This window comes from Shimia sp. R9_2 (assembly GCF_017743735.1).
Lineage (GTDB): Bacteria > Pseudomonadota > Alphaproteobacteria > Rhodobacterales > Rhodobacteraceae > Shimia.
Map to the genome: position 1 here is coordinate 205,426 of NZ_JAGHRO010000003.1, position 23,997 is coordinate 229,422.

Genomic DNA, 23,997 nt, shown 5'->3' on the forward strand with positions numbered 1-23,997 from the left:
TGAGGTTTTGAGTGGGGCGCACAGGCAAAAACAGGCAAAACCTGGCGCATGTTACAAAAAGGCCCGCCTGATAAGGGCGGGCCAAGTCCGCTTCCGCGGAAGGGGAGTGTGACTTGGCTGTGTTAGCCGGCAGACATCTGGTTGTGCTTGCGCGAAACGAAGTCTTTTGCCATTTCCACGGCCACAGCAGCGTCGCGGCAGTAGCCGTCTGCGCCAATGGCTTTGCCGAACTCTTCGTTCAGTGGCGCGCCGCCAACCAGAACGATGTATTCGTCACGCAGGCCTTGCTCGACCATCGAATCGATCACGACCTTCATGTAAGGCATGGTGGTGGTGAGCAGCGCAGACATGCCGAGGATGTCTGGTTTGTGCTCTTCCAGAGCTTCGATGTAGTTTTCGACCGGGTTGTTGATGCCCAGATCCACAACTTCAAAGCCTGCGCCTTCCATCATCATGGAAACGAGGTTTTTGCCGATGTCGTGGATGTCGCCTTTGACCGTGCCGATCACCATGGAGCCCATGCGTGGGGCGCCGGTTTCTGCCAGCAGCGGTTTCAGGATGGCCATGCCGCCTTTCATGGCGTTGGCCGCCAGCAGCACTTCTGGCACAAACAGGATACCGTCGCGGAAGTCTGCGCCCACGATGGTCATGCCGCCCACGAGGGCTTCTGTCAGGATGCGGTAGGGGGCCCAGCCGCGCTCCAGAAGAATGTTCACACCTTCTTCGATTTCCTCTTTGAGACCATCGTAGAGGTCGTCAAACATCTGCTGGACAAGTTCCTCGTCGTCCAGCTCGGACAGGATGATGTCTTCTTCTTCTGACATGCGCGTTCTCCCATACCTTGGCGTGGCCCTCATTGGGGCGCCGGTTGCTCTCTGATTTTCAGGTGTCGTTCTTTTTGCTGCGACAGACTGTCTGATTAACGACATAGCCAAAGCCTCGTGCGACGTGTAGCGGCAAAATTGGCATGTGCGATGAAAGTTTTTCATCCAGATCATGGGGTTTGTTGTGTGTGTTCACTTTTTGTTCTAAATTGAGGGCATGTCCCAGGATGAGATGCCCAAAATCGACCCGAAGCGGCGGCGCGCCCGTGGTGCGCTGAGCAATCACGCTAGCCGATATGAGCCGGTGCGCGAAGAGGTGACCGATGGGTGGGACATCGAAGAAGAGCGGCGCAGCTTTGTCACTGAGGTGAGTGAGGAGAGCCCGCGCAGCGTGATCACGCGCAACCAATCCCCGGATATTTCCTTTGACCGGTCGCTCAATCCGTATCGCGGCTGTGAGCATGGCTGTGTCTATTGTTTTGCGCGGCCCACACATGCCTATCTGGGGCTGTCGCCGGGGCTGGATTTTGAAAGCAAGCTGGTGGCGCGGCCAAAGGCGGCGGAGGTTCTGGAGCGGGAGCTCTCCAAGAAATCCTATAGAGCAGAGGTGATGGCGATCGGGACCAACACCGATCCTTATCAGCCGATAGAGCGGCGCTACCGGATCATGCGGGCGACGTTGGAGGTGTTGGAGCGGTTCAATCATCCGGTGGCGATTGTCACCAAAGGCACATTGATTGAACGCGACATCGATATACTGGCGCGCATGGCAGAGAAAGGCCTGGCGCAGGTCGGGATTTCGCTGACCACCATGGATGCGGGGTTGTCGCGTGCGATGGAGCCGCGTTGTCCAGTGCCAGCGCGGCGGGTGGAGATGATCCGCAAGTTGAGCGCGGCGGGGGTGCCGGTGCGGGTGATGCTGGCGCCGGTGGTGCCGGGGTTGAGTGACCATGAGGTAGAGGCGTTGTTGACGGCAGGGGGCGAAGCCGGGGCCAAGGCGGCGAGCTGGGTGATGCTGCGTCTGCCGCGCGAGGTGGCACCTTTGTTTGAGGAATGGCTCAAAGAGGCGTTCCCGCAGCGGGCGGCGAAGGTCATGGCGCGGGTGCGGGAGATGCACGGCGGCGAGGTCTACGCGGCAGATTGGGGTAAGCGTATGCGCGGCGAGGGCGTCTATGCGGAGATGGTGGCGCAGCGGTTTGAGGCAGCGCGCAAACGGTTGGGGCTGGCCAGTGATCTGCCTGCGTTGAGAACGGATTTGTTTGCGGTGCCTCTGGCGCGCGACGGACAGCTCGCCTTGTTTTAAACGGCGTTTCAGGCACTTGCTCGGCAGTCCTCATGGGCACTGCACAACAGAGGCGTTCGGGCAGGATAAAGCCGACGGGCGCGGGGCTGGTTCAGAAAATGCGCGTTTTGTGGTAGGATGGCGGCAGGGCACGCGGTTGTGCCGATTGATTTAGTGATAGGTTAAAGGGAGTATTTCAATGACTCCACGTGATTGGATTAAGGTTCAGAAGCGTTTGATTTTGCTGGGGTTTAACCCAGGTCCGGTGGACGGCATCCGGGGACGGATGACCATCGGGGCAATCAAGAATTTTCAGCAGTCCAAAGGGCTTGTGCCGGATGGCATTGTCGGGCCGCTGACCTATGAGGCGCTGTTTGGTGAGGCCACGGGCGGCACGGTGCCAAGCTTTGACTCGCTGCCGTGGTTTGATGAGGCCAACCGGCTGATGGGCACACGCGAAGTGGCCGGGCCGGGCAACAACCCTGTGATTATGGATATGGCGGCGGATCTGGACATTGACTACGCCGGAGATGACGTGCCGTGGTGTGGGTTGTTTGTGGCCCATTGTATCGGCTCGACCATGCCTGCCGAAGCCCTGCCCAACAACCCGCTGGGCGCGCGCAAATGGATGAGCTTTGGTGAGGAATGTGAGCCTCAGCTTGGCGCGGTGATTGTGTTCTGGCGCGAGAGTCGGGCGTCGTGGAAAGGCCATGTGGGCTTTTATGCGGGCGAGGATGCGACCCATGTGCATTGCCTTGGCGGCAATCAGAGCAATGCGGTGAACATTCGCCGCTTTCCACGAAGCCGTGTGCTTGGCGCGCGTTGGCCGCTGACCGGTCCGTCACAAAGCGGCGTGACCCTGCAGGGCGGCTCTGGTGTGCAGGACACGGATGGCGACGAATCCTGATACGGCGTCTTGTTTGTGAAAGCGAGCGAAACAAAAAAGCCCGGCGCAGGCCGGGCTTTTGAATTTCGATGTGATGGCAGGCCTTAGGCGCTGCGACGACGGCGGCTGCGGCGCTCACGTGCCGGTGCCTCGGCGTCATCACCGGTGCCATCGGTTGCGGATGAAAAGCCGCCGAGCAATTCGGTCACCTGCTCCAGCGACGGGCGGGCCCCGCGTGGGCGGGTTTCCAGCGCTCTGCGCATGGCGTTGAGGTGCTCTGGCATGGTGCCGCAGCAGCCGCCAATGATGGTTGCGCCACAGTCGCGCGCCATCACGGCATATTCCGCCATCAGCTCTGGTGTGCCGTCATAGTGGATGTGGCCGTCGTGGTATTTCGGGATGCCCGCGTTGCCCTTGGCGATGATCGGGGTTTCGGTGCCCTGTGCAGAGAACCCCAGCACGGTGCGCAAAAGGTCTGCTGCGCCGACGCCGCAGTTTGCCCCAAAGCCGATGGGCGCATTTGGCAGGCCATTGACCATCTGCACCATATCCGCGGAGGTCATCCCCATCATGGTGCGACCAGCGGTGTCAAAGCTCATGGTGCCACACCAGGGCATATCCGCCAGCGCAAAAGCTTCGGCAGCGGCCTTATACTCTTCAGGGGCGGAAATGGTTTCCAGCCAGAGCACATCTGCGCCGCCTTCTTTCAGGCCTTCGACTTGCTCGTGAAACATCTCCACTGCGTCTGCGTGGCTGAGGGAGCCGACTGGTTCCATGATGTCGCCGGTCGGGCCAACGGAGCCTGCCACGATCACCGGGCGGTTGGCGGCATCTGCGACCTCGCGGCCAATCTCTGCGGCGAGACGGTTCAGCTCGCGCACACGGCCCTGGGCGTCATGCAGTTTCAGGCGGGAGGCGTTGCCACCAAAGGAGTTGGTCAGAAAGATGTCTGAGCCGTTGTCCACCGCGAGGCTGTAGAGCTTCTTGATGTTCTGCGGGTGGGTCGCGTTCCAGAGTTCTGGCGCGTCCCCGGAGCTGAGGCCCATGTTGAACAGGTTGGTGCCGGTGGCGCCGTCGGCCATCAGCCAGTCGCGTTTCTCGAGAAGTCTGGACAGGGCGTTTGTCATCTGTGCCTCCTATCGGCGCGTCGATCACGCGCGCGTGTTGTGTTCAGCGCATGTGCCATGGCACTGACATGAGCACAACTTCATTTGCTGCAAGAAAATTATGAGGCGCGTTGCATAACCGGCTGCGAGATCGGCGCAAGTGGTTGATTTGCAGGCATACAGGCAATCGGCGTGGCCGGAGCGCTGCGCAGGTTGACCGCGCGGATCATGTCCAGCGTGGCCACACAAAGCTGCATCGGGCCGGGGGCTGCCATAAAGAGCGGCTGCCAGCGCGGGGCAAAACAGGCTTTGAACTGACGCAGACCCGCGCCGCCGCCATGTTTGAAATGTTTGGTGCGCAGGAAGCGCTCAAGCCGGGTACGGCCGGTTGCCAGCGCCGGAGCGGCGGCGAGAGAGAGGCTGTCAACGTTCAGCTCGGCGGCGGCTTCGATGGCGGTCTGCACAAGCAGGTGCATGGTGCCGTCCGGCGCGTCAGGCAGCACACGCATGAGATCCAGACACCACTCATGGGCGGTGGCGTGGAAGCTGACAAAGCCCACGAGGCGGGCCTCTTGATAAGCGAGGAAGACCTTTTGGTGGCCCACATAGAGGTCATCAAAGCGGCCCATGGTCAGACCGCGCGGCACGCCGTTGCGCGCTTCCCATGCGGCAGAGACGCGGGCCATATCGGTCAGCGGCAGCCGGGTGCGGGAGGCAGAGACGGTGACGCCGGCTTTCTCGGCCTGACGCAGCTTGCGGCGCAGCTGGCGATAGGTTGAGCCATCGGTGCTGTGGTCTGCGGGGCGCAGGATGGCCTCATCAGAGACATGCATCACAGCCCAGCCAGCGGCGCGAGCGCGCACGGCCTGGCGGGCGGAGATTTTGTATTTGCAGGCGATGCGGTTTTGCGCGCGCGCGGCCTGGCGCAGGGGGCGGGCCAATGTGTTGGCGTCACCTTCGATGGGGTCAAACAGAGCCACAAGGGTCTGGCCGGTGCGCACGGTGCCATAGCGGCCCGCATCACAAGACAAGAGCGCACCGCCGTTTTGACGGATCACGCCCAGCTCGGCGCGGCTGATCGGGGAGAGCGGGGCGTCCTCCAGCGGCTGGAAGGCGCGCATGTGACGCGGGGCGCGGGCAGGGCGCGGGCGCAGCAGGTGACGCATGAAGATCAGACCGGCGATCATCGCAGGCAGCGCGTAGTAAATTGCACGAAACGCCAGAACAGCGCCCAGCAGGGCGGGCTCCGGTTGATGTGGCAGCAGGGCCAGCAAGGTGAGCTCAAAGGGGCCAACACCGCCGGGGGTGCCGGAGAAAATCGCCGCGCCCAGAGCAATCAGGAAGACCGGCATGAGGGTTGCAAAACCGATGGTGATCTCAGGCGGCAGCAGGACATAGAGGGCCAGACCGGCAAACACTGTGTCGAGCAGGCAGAGGCACAGCAGGCTGAACATGGCCGAAACCGTGGGCAGGCTGAACATGCGGCCCTGACGGGCCAGAACCGGAAACACAAAGGCCACAACCGCAAGCCCCATCGCCACGGTCAGGATGCAATAGGGCATCAGGGGCGGGATATGCGGGGTTGGCAGGGTCAGTGCGGCGAGCGCGATGGTCACGGCCAAAGCCGCCATAAAGGTGACGGTGACAAAGGCCGTGATGCGCGCGGAGTCTTTCAGCGACAGATCCGGGGTCATGCGCCAGCGCACAAAGGCACCAACAACAGCGCCTGCGCCGAGGGTTTGGCCCAAACCAATCGCAGTGGCGCCAATGGCCATGGTCTCGGTTGAGGCGCGCTGCATCTGGAAGTGACGCTGAGCGATCACATCATAGCGCGCCACGGCGAGAAAACTGACGATGGTGGCGCCAATCGCGAGCGCCCATTGTAGCGTTGACACGCCCATGACCGCCGCCCAGAGCGCGGAAAGGTCCAAACCATTGAGTTGCCTTGCAAGAATCAAGCAACAGGCTGCGCCGAGTGCAAAAGGCCAGATGTGCCGCAGCACTTTCCCAACAGCTGAAAAACGCGTCATCGTAAAGTTTCCCGCCCCAAAATTATAAATCCACCTACCCAGCGCTACAGGAAAGAGGGTTTCTGCGGGCTTAACGTCTTCAATTGGACATAAAAAAACGCGCAGGTTGTCCTGCGCGCCTTGCGTGCTCTGATACGGTGTATCAGGCTTCGTTCATCAACTCTTCTTGCGCTTTGGCAAGGCATTCGCGGCGTTTGGCGCGGATCGCGGCCTCATCAACGATGCCTTTCAGGTCAGCGGCGACTTTGCGGATCACGTCGTCATGACCGGCTTCTTCGAAGTCTGCACGGATCACAGTGAGCGCATAGGCTTCGGCGTCTTCGCCAAATTTGTCCTGCAGATCAGCTGCCCAGAGCCCCAAAAGCTTGTTGGCGCGGGCCTCTGCCTTGAATTTGATTTCTTCATCGTGTGCGAATTTGGCCTCAAAGGCGGCTTCACGATCATCAAATGTGGTCATGGATGACTTTCCCTATAAGTCTCAACTGATGCACAGATTATATGCGCATCGCGCGAGATAAGCGCAAGAGCACTTGGCACGCTTGCGACAATCCACCCCTTCCAGTATGAGGGCGGCTGAATCCGGGACTCATTCTCGGAAAAAGAGGGTCTAGCGATGGCACGCGGCAAAAAAATCTACGAAGGCAAAGCAAAAATCCTGTTTGAAGGGCCTGAGCCGGGCACGATTGTGCAATACTTCAAAGACGATGCCACCGCGTTCAACGCTGAAAAGAAAGACGTGATTGACGGCAAAGGCGTGCTGAACAACCGTCTGAGCGAGTATTTCATGACCGGTCTGGGCCAGATTGGCGTGCCAACCCACTTTATGAAGCGCCTCAATATGCGTGAGCAGCTGGTGCGCAACTGTGAGATCATCCCGCTGGAAGTGATCGTGCGCAATTTTGCCGCAGGTTCCATGAGCAAGCGTCTGGGCATCGAGGAAGGCACGCAGCTGCCGCGCCCGATTGTGGAATATTGCTTCAAGGACGACAGCCTTGGCGATCCGCTGGTGAGCGAAGAGCACATCGCGGCTTTCGGATGGGCCAGCCAGCAGGACATGGACGACATTCTGGGCCTTGCGCTGCGGGTGAATGATTACCTCAGCGGCGTGATGTATGGCGTCGGCATCCGTCTGGTGGATTTCAAGATCGAGATTGGCCGTGTTTACGAAGGGGATTTCCAGCGCCTTGTGGTGGCTGATGAGATCAGCCCGGACAGCTGCCGCCTGTGGGACATCGAGACCGGGCGCAAGCTCGACAAAGACGTGTTCCGCCGTGATCTGGGCAATCTGACCGATGCCTATGCGGAAGTCGCACGCCGTCTGGGTGTGATGCCCAAGGGCACCGGACCGCAAAAGCCGACTTTGGTGAACTGAGATCCCAAGCTGAGGCGCCTGCGTCCGGTTGCGGGCGCCGGACATGAGAAATTTCGGCAGGATGAAACGGGAAAGGCCCGTGATGATCTGCCCCACAGGAGAGACCGCTAATGAAAGCCCGCGTATACGTCATGTTGAAAAACGGTGTTCTGGACCCGCAAGGCGAGGCCGTGCGCCACGCGCTTGGCAGCCTTGGGTTTGATGGCGTGGATGGTGTGCGTCAGGGCAAGGTGATCGAGCTGGATCTGGCGGAAGGCACCACCGAGGCCACCGTGAACGAGATGTGCGAAAAGCTGCTCGCCAACACGGTGATCGAAAGCTACCGGGTGGAGATGGGCTGATGAAAGCGGCGGTCATTGTTTTTCCGGGCTCCAACTGTGACCGCGATCTCGCGGTGGCGTTTGAGCAGGCCGGTGCCGATGTCACCATGGTGTGGCACAAGGACACCGCATTGCCCGAGGGCATCGACATCGTGGGGGTGCCGGGCGGCTTTAGCTTTGGTGACTACCTGCGCTGTGGCGCGATTGCGGCCAACTCTCCGATTTGCCAATCCCTGATCCAGCACGCCGAGCGCGGCGGCTATGCGCTTGGGGTGTGCAACGGCTTTCAAATCCTGACCGAAACCGGCCTGCTGCCGGGGGCGCTGCGTCGCAATGCCGGGCTGAAATACATCTGCCGCACGGTTGGTCTGAAAGTGGCCTCCGCGGACACGGCTTTCACATCCGGTTACAGCAAAGGCGACGTGGTGAACGTGCCGATTGCCCACCACGATGGCAATTATTTCGTGACAGATGAAAAGCTTGCGGAACTTCAGGCCGAAGACCGCATTGCCTTCACCTATACCGACAACCCGAATGGCTCGGTTGCGGATATTGCAGGTGTGGTCAGCAAGAACCGGCGCGTGCTTGGCATGATGCCGCACCCGGAGCGGGCGGCGGATATCGGCCATGGCGGCACCGACGGGGTGGCAATGTTCCGCGCGTTGGCGGATCAGTTCATGCTTGCCTGACTTGAGGCTAAGAGTTGAGCAGCGTAATGTTGAGCAATGACGCTGCCGACTTCTCGATCATATGACATGGCGCCTGCCACCCCCAGCGGGTGGCGCGCGCGTTTTGCTCTGATCATTATTGTTGTGGTTGCGGCAGCCACGATCTGGATCACCAACAGCTTCCTGACAGACCGATTTACGGAAAACACGCGCAACCGTGCGGAGCTGCGTCTTGCGCTCTATTCCGGCAACTTGCTGAGTGAGCTGCGCCGCAACGCGATTGTGCCGCAGCTTTTGGCAAAAGACCCTGAGCTGATTGGCGCTTTGGAATCGCAGGATTTTTCCAGCTCGACCGCGCGCCTGATCAGCTTTGTTGACGAGATTGGCGCGGCGTCGCTTTTGCTCTTGGATGAAAGCGGGCGCACGGTGGCGGCCACAGATCGCACGCGGCTTGGCACGCTCTATCGTGATCAGCAGTTTTTCATCAATGCGCTGCGCTCCAACGCAACCCTGTTCACCACCGCCCGTGAAGAGACCGGGGCCTATCGTTTCATCTATTCGCGCCGGTTGGAAAGCCAGGGGGAGACCCTGGGTGTGATTGCCGTAGAGGTTGATCTGCACAAGTTTGAGCGGGCCTGGGCCGGGATTTCCGATGCGGTGCTGGTGACTGACAGCGAAGGCGTGATCATTCTTGCCAGCGAGCCGCGTTGGCGTGGTGCGACCGAGGAAGAAGCGCTGGCGCGTCAGCCCGCGCTTGGGGCGATTGAACGCGCCATCAAAGTGACCTCTGATTGGACGCAGGTGCCGGCGGATGCCTATCTGCAGGGGGAAGCGGTGATGCGCATGGGCGCGCGCATTCCGTTCCGGGGCTGGCAAATGGCGAGCTTCACCACCTATGCCAGCGTGCGGGAAAAGGTGAATGCGGTTCTTGCGCTGGAGATCATGGGCTTTGCGATCCTGCTGGCCGTGGCGTTTTATGTGCTGGGGCGCAAAAGCGCCTCTCGCATGGTGTTTTTCCAGCGCGAAAGCGTGGAGCTGCGTCGGTTGAACCAGCGTTTGCAGCGCGAGATTGCCGAGCGTGAACGCATGCAGTTGAGCCTTGAAGTGGCCGAGCAAAGCCTCGCGCAGAGCTCCAAACTGGCCGCGCTTGGCGAAATGTCAGCGGCAGTGAGCCATGAGCTGAACCAGCCGCTGGCGGCGATGAAGACCTATCTGGCGGGCGCGCGGCTTTTGGTGCAGCGCAATCGCCCGGAAGAGGCGCTGACCTCGTTTCAGCGGATTGACGATCTGATTTCCCGGATGGGGTCGATCACCAAGCAGCTGAAATCCTATGCCCGCAAAGGCGGGGACGAGCTGCATGCGGTGGATATGGGGGACGCCGTGGCCTCCGCCCTGTCGATGATGGAGCCGCAGTTGCGCCAGCGTCAGGTGCAGATCAGCAAGATTGTGCCCTCAGAAACTGTGAAGGTGATGGGCGACCGGGTGCGGATCGAGCAGGTGATGATCAACCTTTTGCGCAATGCGCTGGACGCGACGGAGTCGGTCTCTGATCCTGAAATCGAGGTGCTTTTGGCGGTTGGAGAAACAGCGACGCTGACAGTGCGTGACAACGGGCCGGGGATCGAAGACCTCGATAGCCTGTTTGAGCCGTTCTTCACCACCAAGCAACCGGGAGACGGTGTCGGGCTGGGTCTCGCGATCTCTTCGGGCATCGTGAATGACCTTGGCGGGCGGCTTACAGCGCGCAATGGCGAGACACGGGGGGCTGTATTTGAAGTGCAACTCCCTATCTTAAATGAAGATATAGAAGCAGCGGAGTGAACGCGTGGCTCAAGGAATGAAAATCGCAATCGTGGATGATGAACAGGACATGCGCCAGTCCATTAGCCAATGGTTGGCTCTGTCCGGCTATGACACGGAGACCTATGGCAGTGCAGAAGATGCGCTGAAGTCTCTGGGGGCGGATTACCCCGGGATTGTGATCAGCGACATCAAGATGCCCGGCATGGACGGGATGCAGTTCCTTAAGAAGCTGATGGGCACGGACAGTGCGCTGCCGGTGATTATGATCACCGGGCATGGGGATGTGCCGATGGCTGTGGAAGCCATGCGGGTGGGGGCATTTGACTTCCTTGAGAAACCCTTTAATCCCGATCGCATGACCCAACTGGCCAAGAAGGCCACCAATGCGCGTCGTCTGACTTTGGATGCGCGCGCGCTGCGTCGTGAGCTGAGCGATGGCGAGCAGATCATGGGCAAGCTGATTGGCGCAAGCCCGGTGATGACCCGTCTGAAAGAGGATATCCTCGATCTTGGGCTGGCCGATGGCCATGTGCTGATTGACGGGGAAACCGGCACCGGCAAAACGCTGGTCGCCCATGCGCTGCACGCCGTGGGCAGCCGCGGCGGGCGCAAATTTGTGCTGGTGAGCTGTGGCGCCTTTGAGGAAGAAGCGCTGGCGAAACGCCTGTTTGGGCCGATGAACCCGGAAGACAGCCAGTTGCCCGCCGTCGAGGAAGCGCGCGGCGGCACGCTGGTGCTGGAAGATATTGAGAGCCTGAGCGACAGTCTGCAGGCAAAATTGCTCAATGTTATCAATGAACAGGGCACGCCAGCTGAGACGCGGATTATTGCGATCTGCAATATGCAGGAGCAGGACCGCACCTGCGAAGATGCGCTGCGCCCGGATCTGTTTTACCGTCTGGCTGCGTTGCGGATCACCGTGCCGCCATTGCGTCAGCGCGGCGAAGACATCCTGTCGCTGTTCACGCGTCTGTCGGAGCAGTTCAGCGAGGAATATGGCTGTGATGCGCCCAAAGTCAGTGCGCAGGAGGCGGCGCAACTGCTTCAGGCCCCATGGCCGGGCAACGTGCGACAACTGATCAATCTGGCGGAACGTGCGGTGCTGCAGAGCCGTCGTGGTGGCGGCACCATTGCGTCACTTCTGATGAACGATCACGAGGAAATGCAGCCGGTGGTGACCACCGAGGGCAAGCCGCTGAAGGAATACGTCGAAGCCTTTGAGCGCATGTTGATTGACAACACCATGCGTCGCCATCGCGGCTCGATCGCGGGCGTGATGGAAGAGCTGTGCCTGCCGCGCCGGACGTTGAACGAGAAGATGGCCAAATATGGCCTGCAGCGGGCGGATTATCTCTAGGGATCATTACACGCCGTTAGGAATTTTGAACGCCACATGACCGAAGAGGGATTGTGGCGTTTTCATTTATTTGCAATGGGTTGCGCAGCGCAACTTCACGTATTTCCTGCCTCAAAGGTGATTTCAAATGACCGAGATTCTGTCACGCCCTGCCGCGTTCTTTTTTGATATGGACGGGCTGCTTTTGGACACAGAGCGCATGTTTATGCAGGCGTTTGTGACTTTGACCTCGGAAATCGGCATTGCGGCAGAGCGCGCAGAGGCGTTTTTTGCCACATTGGTTGGCTCCTCCAGTGCACACACCACGGCGAGATTGGTGGAGTTCTTGCCTGAGGGGATTGATTTTGCAGAGTTTGATCAAGCTTGGCGGAGTTTGCACCGGAAAAATGCGCGCGCTGGATTGCCAGTGAAAGCGCATGCGCGCGAGATCTTGACGGCCATTCGCGCCACGCAAATCCCTGTGGCTGTGGTGACATCCACCCATGCGGAAACGTCACACCATCATTTGGAGCAAGCGGGGTTGCTGCCGTTTTTTGAGACCGTCTGTGCCGGGGATGAGGTGGCCGCGAACAAACCCGACCCTGCGCCTTATCTGGAAGCGGCGCGGCGGCTTGGTGTGGCGGCCATCGATTGCGTGGCCTTTGAAGACAGCGATATGGGGACAACGGCAGCGGTGCGGGCAGGGTGTTACACCTTTCAGGTGCCTGATGTGCGTCCCGCTGACCAGCCACTGCCAAATCTTGGGCAAGTGATTGTGCCAGACCTCGGAGAAGCGGCGCGACGTATCTCTGTGTTGCAACACGCCTTAGCATAAGCATTGAGTCGGCGCGCAGCGGCTTGTGGATAACTCGGGTGCCGGAGGTTCGATTTGCGCGGCTCAAGGGGTTAATAAGGGCTTAAGGCTGCGTGTTCCAGTGCCGCGAAAATATACGGAATTTCAAGGAATTTAGAGCAAAGCGCCGGGATATCCACAGCGTGGCGCGATTGGCCATTGTAATCTGGTCGGGCTTGGTCTTATGTAGTTTGACGGCAGGTGAATTTTTCATCGCCGCATGAGTTTCGCTGTTTGGCGCGTTTCAAACGGTCCGCAAAGCCCAAGAGGCACGGGATCGGCGCATCAGACAGACCGATTGGATCTGGAGACAGATCAATAGAGATGCCCGCACCGCTGTTGCGGAGGGCTTAGAACAGGCGCAGACGCGGCAATCATTGCCCGCTGTGTCGGAGAAGAAACGCGATGAAGCGCGCGATTGATTTGAGAGACCGAGTGGGGGCCGCAAGCGGCACCATCGGCGGCGCGCATCCCCTCGCTCTGACAAGACACCCCCTGCAACGTTACTGGCCTGATCCTCCGGGAGGGTCACGGCGCTTGTGTGGGTGCATACGGAAAACATGGCTAAGAAAATGCTCATCGATGCCACCCACGCGGAGGAAACCCGCGTCGTGGTGGTTGACGGAAACAAGGTTGAGGAGTTCGACTTTGAATCCGAAAACAAGCGGCAGCTCGCCGGCAACATCTATCTTGCAAAAGTAACACGGGTTGAGCCGTCGCTTCAGGCGGCTTTTGTGGACTATGGCGGAAACCGTCATGGCTTCCTTGCGTTCTCGGAAATCCATCCTGACTACTACCAGATTCCTGTGGCGGACCGTGAGGCGCTGCTGGAAGAAGAGCGCGCCTATGCTGAGGCGATGAAAGCGCGCGATGAGGATGAGGAAAAGCCGAAGTCCCGTTCGCGTTCGCGCAGCCGTTCCCGCCGCAAGAAAGGCGAGGATCAGGTTTCAGGAGAAGCACAGACCACAGAGATCAACGAGGCCTCTGTTGAGGCGGAAACGCCTGTAGAGGCCGCCGCAGAGGCCCCCATGGCGGAGATTTCCGGCATGGAGACTATAGATCTGGTGGAAGATGCTGGCGATGATCCTGAAGAGGGTCTGTCTCCTATGGAGCTGGTGGAGGACACACCGGTTGAGGAGCCGACAGAGGCGTCTGATGCGGCAGAGGATGCGGGCGCAGATGCGCCTGCGGAAGAAGCTGAAGCAAGTGATGCGGCTGAAGACGCAACTGCAGAAGACGCTGAGGCGGCTGCCGAGGACGCGGCTGAGGAAGAGGTTTCTGAGGACGTAGCGGAAGAGACTGCTGAAACGTCTGAGAACGAGAGCGCAGAAGCGGCAGAAACTGACGAGACAGAAGCAGACGAGGCTGGCAAAGACAGCGGTGGCAAGACCATGGCTGCCAACACCGAAGGCGAAGACGCCGTTGTTTCTAAAGATCCTGAAACAGGTGAGGAAACCGAGACAGAAGCCAGCACCGGTGAAGACGCGGCTGAAGATGTCCCTGTTGCTGACGCAGAGGCAGAAGATGCTGCTGTTGAGGCCGTTGAAGCCGACGCTGTAGAGGCTGAGGCGCCTGAGGCCGAAGTGGCTGAGGCTGAGACCGTTGATGCGGATGCAGCTGAAGAGGTTGCTGCGGAAGACACTCCAGCGGAAGAAAACGCTGATGAGGCTCCGGCTGAAGAGGCTGCCGCAGAAAGCTCTGAAGAGTCTGCTGAGGCGGACGCGCCAGAGGCGGCTGCTGAAGAGGCATCTGACGCGGAAACCGCTGATGAAACTGCGGAAGAGGCTGAAGCAGAGGGCGATGAGTCTTCCGATGAGGATGACGACGAGGACAGCGAAGACAACGGCAAGAAAAACGGCCGTCGTCGCTCCCGCCGTCGCGGCAAGCGCTCTGATGCGGCCGAAAAAGACGAGAACATCGAATCCGTTGCGGATGACGATGACAGCGATGACATTCGCCCTCCACGCAAGCCACGCCCTCGTCGCTACAAGATCCAGGAAGTGATCAAAGTGCGCCAGATCATGCTGGTGCAAGTGGTGAAAGAAGAGCGCGGCAACAAAGGCGCGGCGCTGACGACCTATCTGTCGCTGGCGGGCCGGTATTGCGTGCTGATGCCAAACACCGCGCGTGGTGGTGGCATTTCGCGCAAGATCACCAACGCCGCAGACCGCAAGAAGCTGAAAGAGATCGCGAGCGAGATCGACGTGCCACAGGGCGCGGGCCTGATCGTGCGCACGGCAGGTGCGAAACGCACCAAGAGCGAGATCAAGCGTGACTATGAATATCTGCAGCGCCTTTGGGAGCAGATCCGCGAGCTGACGCTGAAATCCATTGCGCCTGCGAAAATCTATGAAGAAGGCGACCTGATCAAACGTTCGATCCGCGATTTGTATTCGCGTGAGATCGACGAGGTTCTGGTGGAAGGTGAGCGCGGCTATCGCATCGCCAAGGACTTCATGAAAATGATCATGCCGTCCCACGCCAAGAACGTGAAACAGTATCAGGATGCGCTGCCGTTGTTTGCGCGCTATCAGGTGGAAAGCTACCTGTCGGGTATGTTCAACCCGACAGTGCAGCTGAAATCTGGCGGTTATATCGTGATTGGTGTCACGGAAGCGCTGGTGGCGATTGACGTGAACTCCGGCCGGGCTACCAAAGAAGGCTCGATTGAAGAGACCGCGCTGAAGACCAACCTTGAGGCCGCGGAAGAAGTGGCACGTCAGCTGCGTTTGCGCGATCTCGCCGGTCTGATCGTGATCGACTTCATCGACATGGATGAGCGCAAGAACAACACTGCGGTTGAGAAGCGTCTGAAAGACAAGCTGAAAACCGACCGTGCGCGCATTCAGGTGGGCCGTATCTCGGGCTTCGGTCTTTTGGAGATGTCCCGTCAGCGTCTGCGTCCGGGTATGATCGAGGCGACGACACAGCCGTGTCCGCATTGTCATGGCACAGGTTTGATCCGCTCTGATGACAACCTCGCGCTGTCGATCCTGCGTCAGCTGGAAGAAGAGGGCACCCGTGGCCGCTCTCGCGAAGTGCTGGTGAAAGCGCCGGTGGCGATTGCCAACTATCTGATGAACCAGAAGCGTGAGCATATCGCGCAAATCGAAGCGCGCTATGGCCTGTCCGTGCGTGTGGAAGGTGATCCTGCGCTGGTGTCTCCGGACTTCACCATCGAGAAGTTCAAGACCGCGACCCGTGTGGTGCCTGAGCCAAGCGCGCCGGTTGTCTCTGCTGATATGTCCATCATGGACGCGATTGACGAAGCTGAGGTTGAAGAGGCCGAAGAGGCGACCACTGCCGCTGAGGGGGGCGCCCCAGAGGATGGGGAGGCGAAACCGAAGAAGCGCCGCCGTCGTCGTCGCCGTCGTCGTGGCGGGTCTGACAACGCGGATGGTGACGCGAACGGCAACGACAACGCGTCGGACGAAAACGCAGAGGCCTCTGACAACGCGGATGCTGAGGCGAAAACCTACGAAGCGCCTGCAGAGGATGCAGAGGCGGAAGAGAAGCCCAAGAAGCGCTCTCGTAATCGTCGCAGCCGTTCCCGTGGCAAGAAGGCAGATGCAGAGACCAACGCAGACGTCGAAGCGTCAACTAAGGAGGCATCCGCTGAGGAAGCTGCGCCGGTAGAAACTGAGACTGAGGCTGTGGTCGAGGCGGACGCGGCAGAGGTTGAAGCGCCAGAATCTGAGGCTGTTGAGGCCGTCGAAGAGGCGCCAGCACCTGCTGAAGAGCCCGCTGAGGAAGCAGCTCCTGTGGTTGAAGAGACGGCGGAACCAGTTGTCGAAACAGTTGTGGAAGAGGTGGCAGAAGAGCCTGCGCCGGAGGCCACACCTGAGCCTGAGCCAGCGGTGGCGGAGGTGGCTCCAGAGCCTGCCGCACCACCCAAGCCAAAGCGACGTGGTTGGTGGTCACGAGGCTGATAATTGAGAGACGCCGGGGTTCGCCCCGGCGTTTTCTTTTTGGATTGCGCTTTGACTTCATGTGAGCTTTGATCGCCAACGTGCTGAATTGACGTGTGAAACCTCTTTTTTAGGCTTCGATATTTCAAGCTTGAAAAAAATTTCGTCTGCTTATTGACGGAAAGGGGGCTGAGCGCTCAAGGTTTGGTAACAGGATAAAAAGCGATAGGGAGCGAAGCGATGTTTTTAAGGACGGCGGTTTTGGCCGCGTCGACGGCCCTTTTGGGCGCCATGGCGCAGGCAGATGTGAAGGTTGGGATGATCACCACTTTGTCCGGTGGCGGTGCCGGGCTTGGTATTGATGTGCGCGACGGATTTATGCTGGCGGTCAAGCAGGCCGGGCGCGATGATCTGGAAGTTGTCATCGAGGATGACCAGCGCAAGCCGGATGTGGCGGTGCAGTTGGCCGACAAGATGATCCAGTCCGAGAAGGTCGATGTGTTGACCGGGATTATCTGGTCCAACCTCGCCATGGCCGTGGTGCCAGCCGCAACGGCGCAGGGCAAATTCTACCTCTCGCCAAATGCGGGCCCATCCCCATTGGCGGGCAAGGGCTGTCATCCGAACTACTTCAATGTGGCCTGGCAGAATGACAACCTACATGAGGCGGCCGGGGCCTACGCCAATGATGCGGGCCTGAAAAACAGCTTCATCCTTGCGCCGAACTATCCGGCGGGCAAAGACGCGCTGACCGGTTACAAACGCATGTTTGGCGGAGAGCTGGCAGGCGAGCTTTACACCAAGCTGGGCCAGACGGATTATGCGGCAGAGATTGCGCAGATCCGGGCGAGCGGCGCGGACAGCGTGTATTTCTTCCTGCCGGGCGGCATGGGGATTTCCTTCTTGAAGCAATATGCCGCGAGCGGCGTGGATCTGCCATTGGTGGGCCCTGCGTTCAGCTTTGATCAGGGCATTCTGCAAGCGGTGGGTGACGCGGCATTGGGTGTGAAGAACACCAGCCAGTGGAACAAGGACATCGACAATGCGGCCAACGCGGCCTTTGTGGAGACCTTCCAGGCAGAATATGGCCGTCTGCCATCGCTTTATGCAAGCCAGGGCTTTGACACGGCGAACCTGTTGATCTCGGCCATGGGCAAGGCGGATGTGGCGGATGCGGATGCCTTCCGCGCGGCGCTGAAAGCGGCGGAGTTTGACTCTGTGCGTGGGGATTTTGCCTTTGGCGACAACCACCATCCGATCCAGGACATTTATGTGCGCGAAGTGATCAAAGAGGGGGATGTTTTCACCAATAAGATCATCGCGACCGGCCTGTCTGATCATGCCGATGCCTATGCGGCAGAGTGTAAGATGTAAGAGACTTCGGGGAAGGCTTGCGAGCCTTCCCCAATGATGTTCCAAGCGCAGGCAATGGATGCGCTTTGGTGGGTAACTTTCTGATAGATATGACTTTCTGCCATGGGCAGAGCTGCGCTTAGGACCGGCGCGGGGTGGGGCAATGACAACTCTTCTATTCATAGAACAGCTGCTGAACGGGCTTCAGTTTGGCGTGATGCTGTTTCTGATGAGCGCCGGTTTGACGCTGGTGTTTGGCGTCATGGGGCTGATCAATCTGGCGCATGGCTCGCTCTATATGATCGGGGCTTTTGCAGCGGCAGCGGTGGCTGCGGCGACAGGATCTTTTCTGCTCGCGCTTATGGCTTCGCTGGCGGCGGCGGCCTTGGCGGGGGCGTTGATCGAGCTGACGATTATCCGGCGGCTTTATGATCGGGACCATCTGGATCAGGTGCTGGCGACCTTTGCGCTGATCCTGATTTTCTCGGAAGGTACGCGCTGGCTGTTTGGGTCTTTCCCGTTGTTTCTGGATGTGCCTGCAGCGCTTTCGGGGCCGGTCACCTTACCCGGCGGCATTCAGTATCCGGCCTATCGTTTGACCATCATTTTGGTGGGACTGGCCGTGGCGGTGGGCATGTTTGCCCTGATCAACCGCACGCGGGTGGGCATTCGCATTCGGGCAGGTGAGGCGGATCGGGAGATGATCGCCGCACTTGGGGTGGATATTGCCAAGCTTTACACCTTTGTTTTTGCCCTCGGCGCGGCTTTGGCGGGATTTGCCGGTGCGCTTGTGGGCGCGATCCAGTCGGTGCAGGTGGGCATGGGGGAGCCTGTGCTGATCCTGGCCTTTGTGGTGATCGTGATTGGCGGCATCGGCTCGATCAAAGGGGCTTTTGTGGGCGCGTTGCTGGTGGGTTTGACCGACACATTGGGGCGCTTTTTGCTGCCGCAGATGTTTGCCCTGATCTTGGAGCCATCGGCGGCGGTATCTGTTGGCTCAGCTTTGGCGTCGATGCTGATTTACATCCTGATGGCCGGTGTTTTGATCTTCCGCCCGCGCGGACTTTACGGGGTGGCATGAGATGACGCGAGAAACCTGGACAAACCTCGCTGCTTTGGCCGTTTTGGCGGGGGTGCCGCTGTGGGCTTATGTGGCGGATGAGCCGTTTATCATCACGCTGGCGACACGTGCGGCGATTTTTGCGCTGGCAGGTGTGGGGCTGAACCTCGCGCTGGGGCTGGGTGGATTGGTGAGCCTTGGCCATGCGGCGTTTTTTGGGATCGGCGGCTACGCCATGGGCATATTGGCAAGCCATGCGCAGGCCTATGCGCCGTTGGCCGAATGGCCGTTCCTGATTGAGGGCACAAAGTCCATGCCGGTGATCTGGCTGGTGGCGGTGGTTGCAAGCGCGCTGGCGGCGCTGGCCATCGGGGCGCTGAGCCTGCGTACCTCTGGCGTGTATTTCATCATGATCACCTTGGCCTTTGGGCAGATGATCTATTACTTCGCGATCAGCTGGCCTGCTTATGGCGGCGAGGACGGGCTGTCGATCTATGTGCGTAACGGGTTTCCGGGGCTGAATACACTCGATCCGATCCAGTTCTTTGGTCTGTGTTTTGCGGTGCTCTGTGCGGTGCTGGTGCTGATGTGGCTGGTGCAGAACTCCGCCTTCGGGCTGGCGTTGAGCGCGGCACGGCAGAATGAGACGCGGGTGCTGTCGGTGGGCATGGTGCCGTACCGTCTGCGGTTGGTGGCCTTTGTGATTTCCGGGGCGATCACGGGATTGGCGGGGGCGCTGTTTGCCGATCTGAACCGCTTTGTCAGCCCCACGATGCTGAGCTGGCAGATGTCTGGTGAGATCATGATTTTCATCATCATTGGCGGGGTAGGTCGGCTGTTTGGACCGGTGATCGGCGCGATGGTGTTTATCCTGCTGGAGCATACCTTGGGCGGGCTGTCAGAGTTCTGGCATGTCTATCTTGGCGCGCTGCTTTTGGGCATCGTGCTCTTTGCCAAAGGCGGCGTGATTGGCGCGATTGCGGGGCGGGAGAAAGCACATGACTGAGGTGGTGCTGCGAACGGAGCGGCTTTTCAAAAGTTTCGGAGCCTTGAAGGCCACAAATGGTGTGTCGCTGGATTTGCGCAAAGGGGAGATCCATGCGCTGATCGGCCCGAATGGCGCGGGGAAATCCACGTTGATTCAGCAGATCACGGGGCATTTGGCGTCGGATAGTGGCGCTGTGGAGCTGATGGGCACGCCGTTGACCGGGCTTGGACCAGCGCAAAGGGCACAGCTGGGACTGGGGCGGACGTTTCAGATCAGCGCGCTGGCGATGGAGCACACGGTTTTGCAAAATGTGGTGCTTGGTGCGCTGGGGCAGCGTGGCACTGTGATGCGGTTTTTTGCGCCGGTGATGAAGGACAAATCTCTGCTGGCAGCGGCACATGAGGCGCTGGCGCAGGTCGGCTTGTCTGACTTTGCCAGCACGCGCACGGCGGACCTGAGCCACGGGCAGCGGCGGCAGTTGGAGGTGGCTGTTGCGCTGACGCTGAAACCAAAGGTGTTTTTGATGGATGAGCCAATGGCGGGGCTGGGGCTGGAAGGGGCGCAGCAGATGATTGCGCTGCTGACCGAGTTGCGAAAGGCTGCGCCGATCCTGCTGATTGAGCATGATATGGATGCGGTTTTTGCGCTTGCAGATCGGATCAGCGTGTTGGTTTACGGGGAGATTATCGCCACAGGCACGCCGGAGGAAATCAAGGTGAACCCGGAAATCCGGCGCGCCTATCTGGGGGATGAGGTGCCAGCATGAGCTTGTTGAGTGTACAGAATGTTGCGGCGTTTTACGGGCCAAGTCAGGCGCTGTTTGATGTGTCCCTTGATGTGGCCGAAGGTGAAGTCATTGCGCTGATGGGGCGCAATGGCATGGGCAAAAGCACCACGGTGAAGGTGATCTGCCGGATGCTGGCGCATTCTGCTGGACAGGTCAGCTTTGCGGATCAGGACATCGGCGCTTTGCCGTCACATAAGGCGGCGCGGCTCGGCATCGGCTTGGTGCCGGAGGGGCGGCGCTGTTTTGCAAATTTGTCGGTGCATGAGAACCTGATCGCCGCTGCGCGCAAAGGTGCCTGGGATTTTGCCGCGGTCTGCGCGCTGTTTCCGCGACTGGAAGAACGGCGCGATCAGCTCGCCGCCTCGCTGTCTGGCGGCGAGCAGCAGATGCTGGCCATTGGGCGCGCGCTGATGACCAACCCCAAGCTGCTCATTCTGGATGAGGCCACCGAAGGGCTTGCCCCGGTGATCCGTCAGGAAATCTGGGCGGCGATTGCCAAGCTCAAGGCGGAAACCGGCATGGCGATCATTGCGATCGACAAGTCGCTGCGCGAGCTGGGGCAGGTGGCAGACCGGGCGGTGATCCTAGAAAAGGGGCGCACGGTCTGGAGTGGTGGGTTCTCAGATTTGGGGCCTGAGGAGACGGACCGCTATCTGGGCGTCTAAAACTTCGTCCAACAAATTTGCAACGCCTGAAATGAGCTCCATAGACCAGCCCCGACCCTGGGTGGGGGAGAAGCCCCCTCCCGTCAAACCAAAGGTTTGCCTTCGGCAAAACGGGGAGGGTCGGGGGCTGGTCGGCTTCGCCTCTCAAGGGAGTGGCGAGACCGGCTGAGTCAGATTTTGAGGCTCCGCTTAGGGTTTTACCTTTGGAAGCGTGGGCGCGGATTTGTCCAGCGCGAGTTCTGCATCTGAGAAGGTCCAAGGGCCGCGCACGCCTTTGACGCCGTCGGCCTCAATCACCATGCCGCGCGCTTGGATTTGAGGATCGTTGAGCGTGTCGGCCACCGCGTTGATCGGGCCTGCGGGCACGGTCGCTGCTTCAAGCGCTGAGAGCAGGTCGATAGCGGACCATTTGGCGGTTTCGGCCTCGATTTCAGCGGTGAGCGCGTCACGGTTCGCGACCCGCAGCTGGTTGGTGGCATAGGCCGGATTGTCGCCAAGGTCGCCTCGGCTGAGCACACCACAAAGGCGCTGAAACTGCCCGTCGTTGCCCACGGCAATGATGATGTGGCCGTCGGAAGTTGGCGCCACCTGATAAGGCGAGATATTGGGGTGGGCGTTGCCCTTGCGCGTGGGGCTTTCGCCGGTGGCAAGGTAATTCATCGCCTGATTGGCCAGCAGCGCGGTGGCACAATCCAGCAGAGACATGTCGATATGTTGGCCGCGCCCGGTGGTGTGGCGCTGCTCGACGGCGGCGAGAATGCCGATGGTGCCGTAAAGTCCGGTGACCACATCGGTGACCGCAACGCCGACCTTTTGCGGCTGACGTTCGGGCTCTCCGGTGATCGACATCAGGCCGGACATGCCCTGGATCATGAAATCATAGCCCGCGCGGGAGGCATAGGGGCCGGTCTGGCCAAAGCCTGTGATGGAGCAGTAGATCAGGCGCGGATTGATCTTGGCGAGGTTGTCGTAGTCCAGCCCGTATTTTTTGAGCCCGCCGACTTTGAAATTCTCGATCAGAATGTCGGCGTCTTTGATCAGCTCCAGCACCTGCGCGCGGCCTTCCTCGTTGCGGAAATCGGCCACAACCGATGTCTTACCCCGGTTGGCGGCATAGAAATAGGCGGCGGTTTTGTCGCCGTCGCGCTCGATAAAAGGCGGGCCCCAGGTTCGGGTGTCATCCCCCTGAGGGGCCTCGACTTTGATCACCTCAGCGCCAAGATCGGCAAGGGATTGCCCGATCCAGGGACCGGCGAGAATGCGGGCAAGTTCAACAACTTTGAGACCGTGTAGTGGGGTCATGGGGAGCCTTTATCGTTCGGAGCCATTCCGTGATAGACTGCGAAATATCACCGCAGCGCAAATGGTGTCGCGACCTTACAATGCGCAAAAAGACTGGCAAGGGAAGGCGCGGCTAATTTCGCGACGTCGCGGCCTTTATGCGCCATCGCCTTGACCTTGGGACAGTGCGGCGCATTGTGGGCCGCAACATAGGCACTCATGGACGTCCACTGAAGGGCGCGAGGAAGGAGATCACATGGCCAAAGATCTGGCACCGCAGTCCAAACCGGAACTGGGATCATTCAACTGGGAAGATCCGTTTCTGATCGAGAATCAGCTTTTGGAAGATGAGCGCATGGTGCGTGATGCTGCGCGGGCGTATTGCGAAGAGAAGCTGGCGCCGCGTGTCACCACGGCTTTTGAAAATGAAGAAACCGATCTGGCGATTTTTGCAGAGATGGGCGCGATGGGCCTTTTGGGCACCACCATTCCGGAAGAATACGGCGGTATCGGCTCAAGCTATGTGACCTACGGTCTGGTGGCGCGTGAGGTTGAGCGCGTGGACAGCGGTTACCGGTCGATGATGTCGGTGCAAAGCTCGCTGGTGATGTATCCGATCTATGCCTATGGCAGCGAAGAGCAACGCCAGAAATATCTGCCGAAGCTGGCGTCTGGCGAATGGATCGGGTGTTTTGGCCTGACCGAGCCTGATGCGGGCTCTGATCCTGCGGGCATGAAGACCACCGCCAAGAAAACCGACGGCGGTTACGTGCTGCACGGCTCCAAGATGTGGATCTCTAACGCGCCGATTGCGGATGTGTTTGTGGTCTGGGCCAAATCTGAGGCGCATGGCGGCAAGATCCGCGGCTTTGTGCTGGATAAGGGCACCAAGGGACTGAGCGCGCCAAAAATCATGCATAAGGCCAGCCTGCGGGCCTCGATCACCGGTGAGATTGTTCTGGACAATGTTGAGGTCTCTGAGGACGCGCTGTTGCCGAATGTGGAAGGTCTCAAGGGGCCGTTTGGCTGTCTCAATCGCGCGCGGTACGGCATTGCCTGGGGCGCGATGGGCGCGGCAGAGTATTGCTGGCACGCGGCGCGCCAATATGGTCTGGACCGCAAGCAGTTCAACAAGCCGCTGGCACAGACCCAGCTGTTTCAGTTGAAGCTCGCAAACATGCAGACTGAGATTTCGCTGGGCCTTCAGGCGGCGCTGCGCGTGGGGCGTCTGATGGATGAGGCGGAGGCCGCACCGGAGATGATCTCTTTGATCAAGCGCAACAACTGCGGCAAGGCGCTGGATATTGCGCGGATGTCGCGGGATATGCACGGCGGCAACGGCATCAGCCTTGAGTTTGGTGTGATCCGTCACATGGTGAACCTTGAGACCGTGAACACCTATGAAGGCACGCATGATGTGCATGCGCTGATCCTTGGTCGGGCGCAGACAGGTCTGCAGGCATTTTTCTGATTTT

The 23,997-nt window shown here is 59.6% G+C and carries 20 protein-coding genes; 15 read left to right on the top strand and 5 right to left on the bottom strand.

All coding sequences use genetic code 11. From position 1 onward, the window contains the following. Positions 1-122: 122 nt before the first annotated feature. On the bottom strand, positions 123-824 hold the full coding sequence (locus J7400_RS09605; RefSeq protein ID WP_209062531.1) for a B12-binding domain-containing protein: 702 nt from the start codon (positions 822-824) through the stop codon (positions 123-125). A 217-nt stretch (positions 825-1,041) separates the two neighbouring features. On the opposite strand from J7400_RS09605, the gene J7400_RS09610 reads away from it, so the two are divergent. Together J7400_RS09610 and J7400_RS09615 are read left to right on the top strand one after the other, a co-directional pair. Next, complete coding sequence (locus J7400_RS09610) at positions 1,042-2,127, top strand: PA0069 family radical SAM protein (RefSeq protein WP_209062533.1); 1,086 nt, start codon at positions 1,042-1,044, stop codon at positions 2,125-2,127. A 178-nt stretch (positions 2,128-2,305) separates the two neighbouring features. Beyond that, positions 2,306-3,013, top strand: coding sequence for a TIGR02594 family protein (locus J7400_RS09615; protein ID WP_209062535.1), 708 nt, complete (start codon positions 2,306-2,308; stop codon positions 3,011-3,013). An 83-nt stretch (positions 3,014-3,096) separates the two neighbouring features. Here J7400_RS09615 and bmt read toward each other — a convergent pair whose 3' ends face one another. The 3 genes from bmt to J7400_RS09630 form a co-directional block, all read right to left on the bottom strand. After that, a complete protein-coding gene (bmt, locus tag J7400_RS09620) occupies positions 3,097-4,119 on the bottom strand; it encodes a betaine--homocysteine S-methyltransferase (protein ID WP_209062537.1) in 1,023 nt (340 codons plus the stop codon). Positions 4,120-4,217: 98 nt separating this feature from the next. Next, the gene (locus tag J7400_RS09625; RefSeq protein WP_209062539.1) at positions 4,218-5,999 is read right to left on the bottom strand and encodes a phosphatidylglycerol lysyltransferase domain-containing protein; all 1,782 of its coding nucleotides are present in this window, start codon (positions 5,997-5,999) and stop codon (positions 4,218-4,220) included. A gap of 271 nt (positions 6,000-6,270) precedes the next feature. Continuing rightward, entirely contained in the window at positions 6,271-6,585 is a 315-nt protein-coding gene (locus J7400_RS09630; protein WP_209062542.1) for a DUF1476 domain-containing protein, read from the bottom strand. Between the two features lie 156 nt (positions 6,586-6,741). On the opposite strand from J7400_RS09630, the gene purC reads away from it, so the two are divergent. The 12 genes from purC to J7400_RS09690 all read left to right on the top strand — a co-directional run bounded on the left by purC (position 6,742) and on the right by J7400_RS09690 (position 21,241). After that, the gene (gene purC / locus J7400_RS09635) at positions 6,742-7,500 is read left to right on the top strand and encodes a phosphoribosylaminoimidazolesuccinocarboxamide synthase (RefSeq protein WP_209062544.1); all 759 of its coding nucleotides are present in this window, start codon (positions 6,742-6,744) and stop codon (positions 7,498-7,500) included. A gap of 110 nt (positions 7,501-7,610) precedes the next feature. Continuing rightward, a complete protein-coding gene (purS, locus tag J7400_RS09640; protein WP_209062546.1) occupies positions 7,611-7,841 on the top strand; it encodes a phosphoribosylformylglycinamidine synthase subunit PurS in 231 nt (76 codons plus the stop codon). Next, positions 7,841-8,509, top strand: a complete 669-nt coding sequence (gene purQ, locus J7400_RS09645; RefSeq protein ID WP_209062548.1) for a phosphoribosylformylglycinamidine synthase subunit PurQ — start codon at positions 7,841-7,843, stop codon at positions 8,507-8,509. The genes purS and purQ overlap by 1 nt, the downstream gene beginning before the upstream one ends. A 66-nt stretch (positions 8,510-8,575) precedes the next feature. Beyond that, positions 8,576-10,309, top strand: a complete 1,734-nt coding sequence (locus J7400_RS09650) for an ATP-binding protein (protein ID WP_209062550.1) — start codon at positions 8,576-8,578, stop codon at positions 10,307-10,309. Between the two features lie 4 nt (positions 10,310-10,313). After that, entirely contained in the window at positions 10,314-11,648 is a 1,335-nt protein-coding gene (locus J7400_RS09655; protein ID WP_209062552.1) for a sigma-54 dependent transcriptional regulator, read from the top strand. A 127-nt stretch (positions 11,649-11,775) separates the two neighbouring features. Continuing rightward, positions 11,776-12,462, top strand: coding sequence for an HAD family phosphatase (locus tag J7400_RS09660; protein ID WP_209062554.1), 687 nt, complete (start codon positions 11,776-11,778; stop codon positions 12,460-12,462). Positions 12,463-13,040: 578 nt separating this feature from the next. Further along, on the top strand, positions 13,041-16,409 hold the full coding sequence (locus J7400_RS09665) for a ribonuclease E/G (RefSeq protein WP_247738727.1): 3,369 nt from the start codon (positions 13,041-13,043) through the stop codon (positions 16,407-16,409). Positions 16,410-16,628: 219 nt separating this feature from the next. Further along, positions 16,629-17,762, top strand: coding sequence for an ABC transporter substrate-binding protein (locus J7400_RS09670; protein ID WP_209062556.1), 1,134 nt, complete (start codon positions 16,629-16,631; stop codon positions 17,760-17,762). A 142-nt stretch (positions 17,763-17,904) separates the two neighbouring features. Continuing rightward, a complete protein-coding gene (locus J7400_RS09675; protein ID WP_209062558.1) occupies positions 17,905-18,822 on the top strand; it encodes a branched-chain amino acid ABC transporter permease in 918 nt (305 codons plus the stop codon). Between the two features lies 1 nt (position 18,823). Further along, entirely contained in the window at positions 18,824-19,807 is a 984-nt protein-coding gene (locus J7400_RS09680; protein WP_209062560.1) for a branched-chain amino acid ABC transporter permease, read from the top strand. Further along, positions 19,800-20,555, top strand: coding sequence for an ABC transporter ATP-binding protein (locus tag J7400_RS09685; RefSeq protein ID WP_209062562.1), 756 nt, complete (start codon positions 19,800-19,802; stop codon positions 20,553-20,555). Before J7400_RS09680 ends, J7400_RS09685 begins: the two co-directional genes overlap by 8 nt. After that, the gene (locus J7400_RS09690) at positions 20,552-21,241 is read left to right on the top strand and encodes an ABC transporter ATP-binding protein (protein ID WP_209062564.1); all 690 of its coding nucleotides are present in this window, start codon (positions 20,552-20,554) and stop codon (positions 21,239-21,241) included. Before J7400_RS09685 ends, J7400_RS09690 begins: the two co-directional genes overlap by 4 nt. Positions 21,242-21,430: 189 nt before the next feature. On the opposite strand, the gene J7400_RS09695 is transcribed toward J7400_RS09690, so the two are convergent. Further along, the gene (locus J7400_RS09695; protein ID WP_209062566.1) at positions 21,431-22,543 is read right to left on the bottom strand and encodes a CaiB/BaiF CoA-transferase family protein; all 1,113 of its coding nucleotides are present in this window, start codon (positions 22,541-22,543) and stop codon (positions 21,431-21,433) included. Positions 22,544-22,778: 235 nt separating this feature from the next. On the opposite strand from J7400_RS09695, the gene J7400_RS09700 reads away from it, so the two are divergent. After that, positions 22,779-23,993: an acyl-CoA dehydrogenase gene (locus J7400_RS09700; protein ID WP_209062568.1), complete on the top strand. Its 1,215-nt coding sequence runs from the start codon at positions 22,779-22,781 to the stop codon at positions 23,991-23,993. The last annotated feature ends 4 nt before the right edge of the window (positions 23,994-23,997 follow it).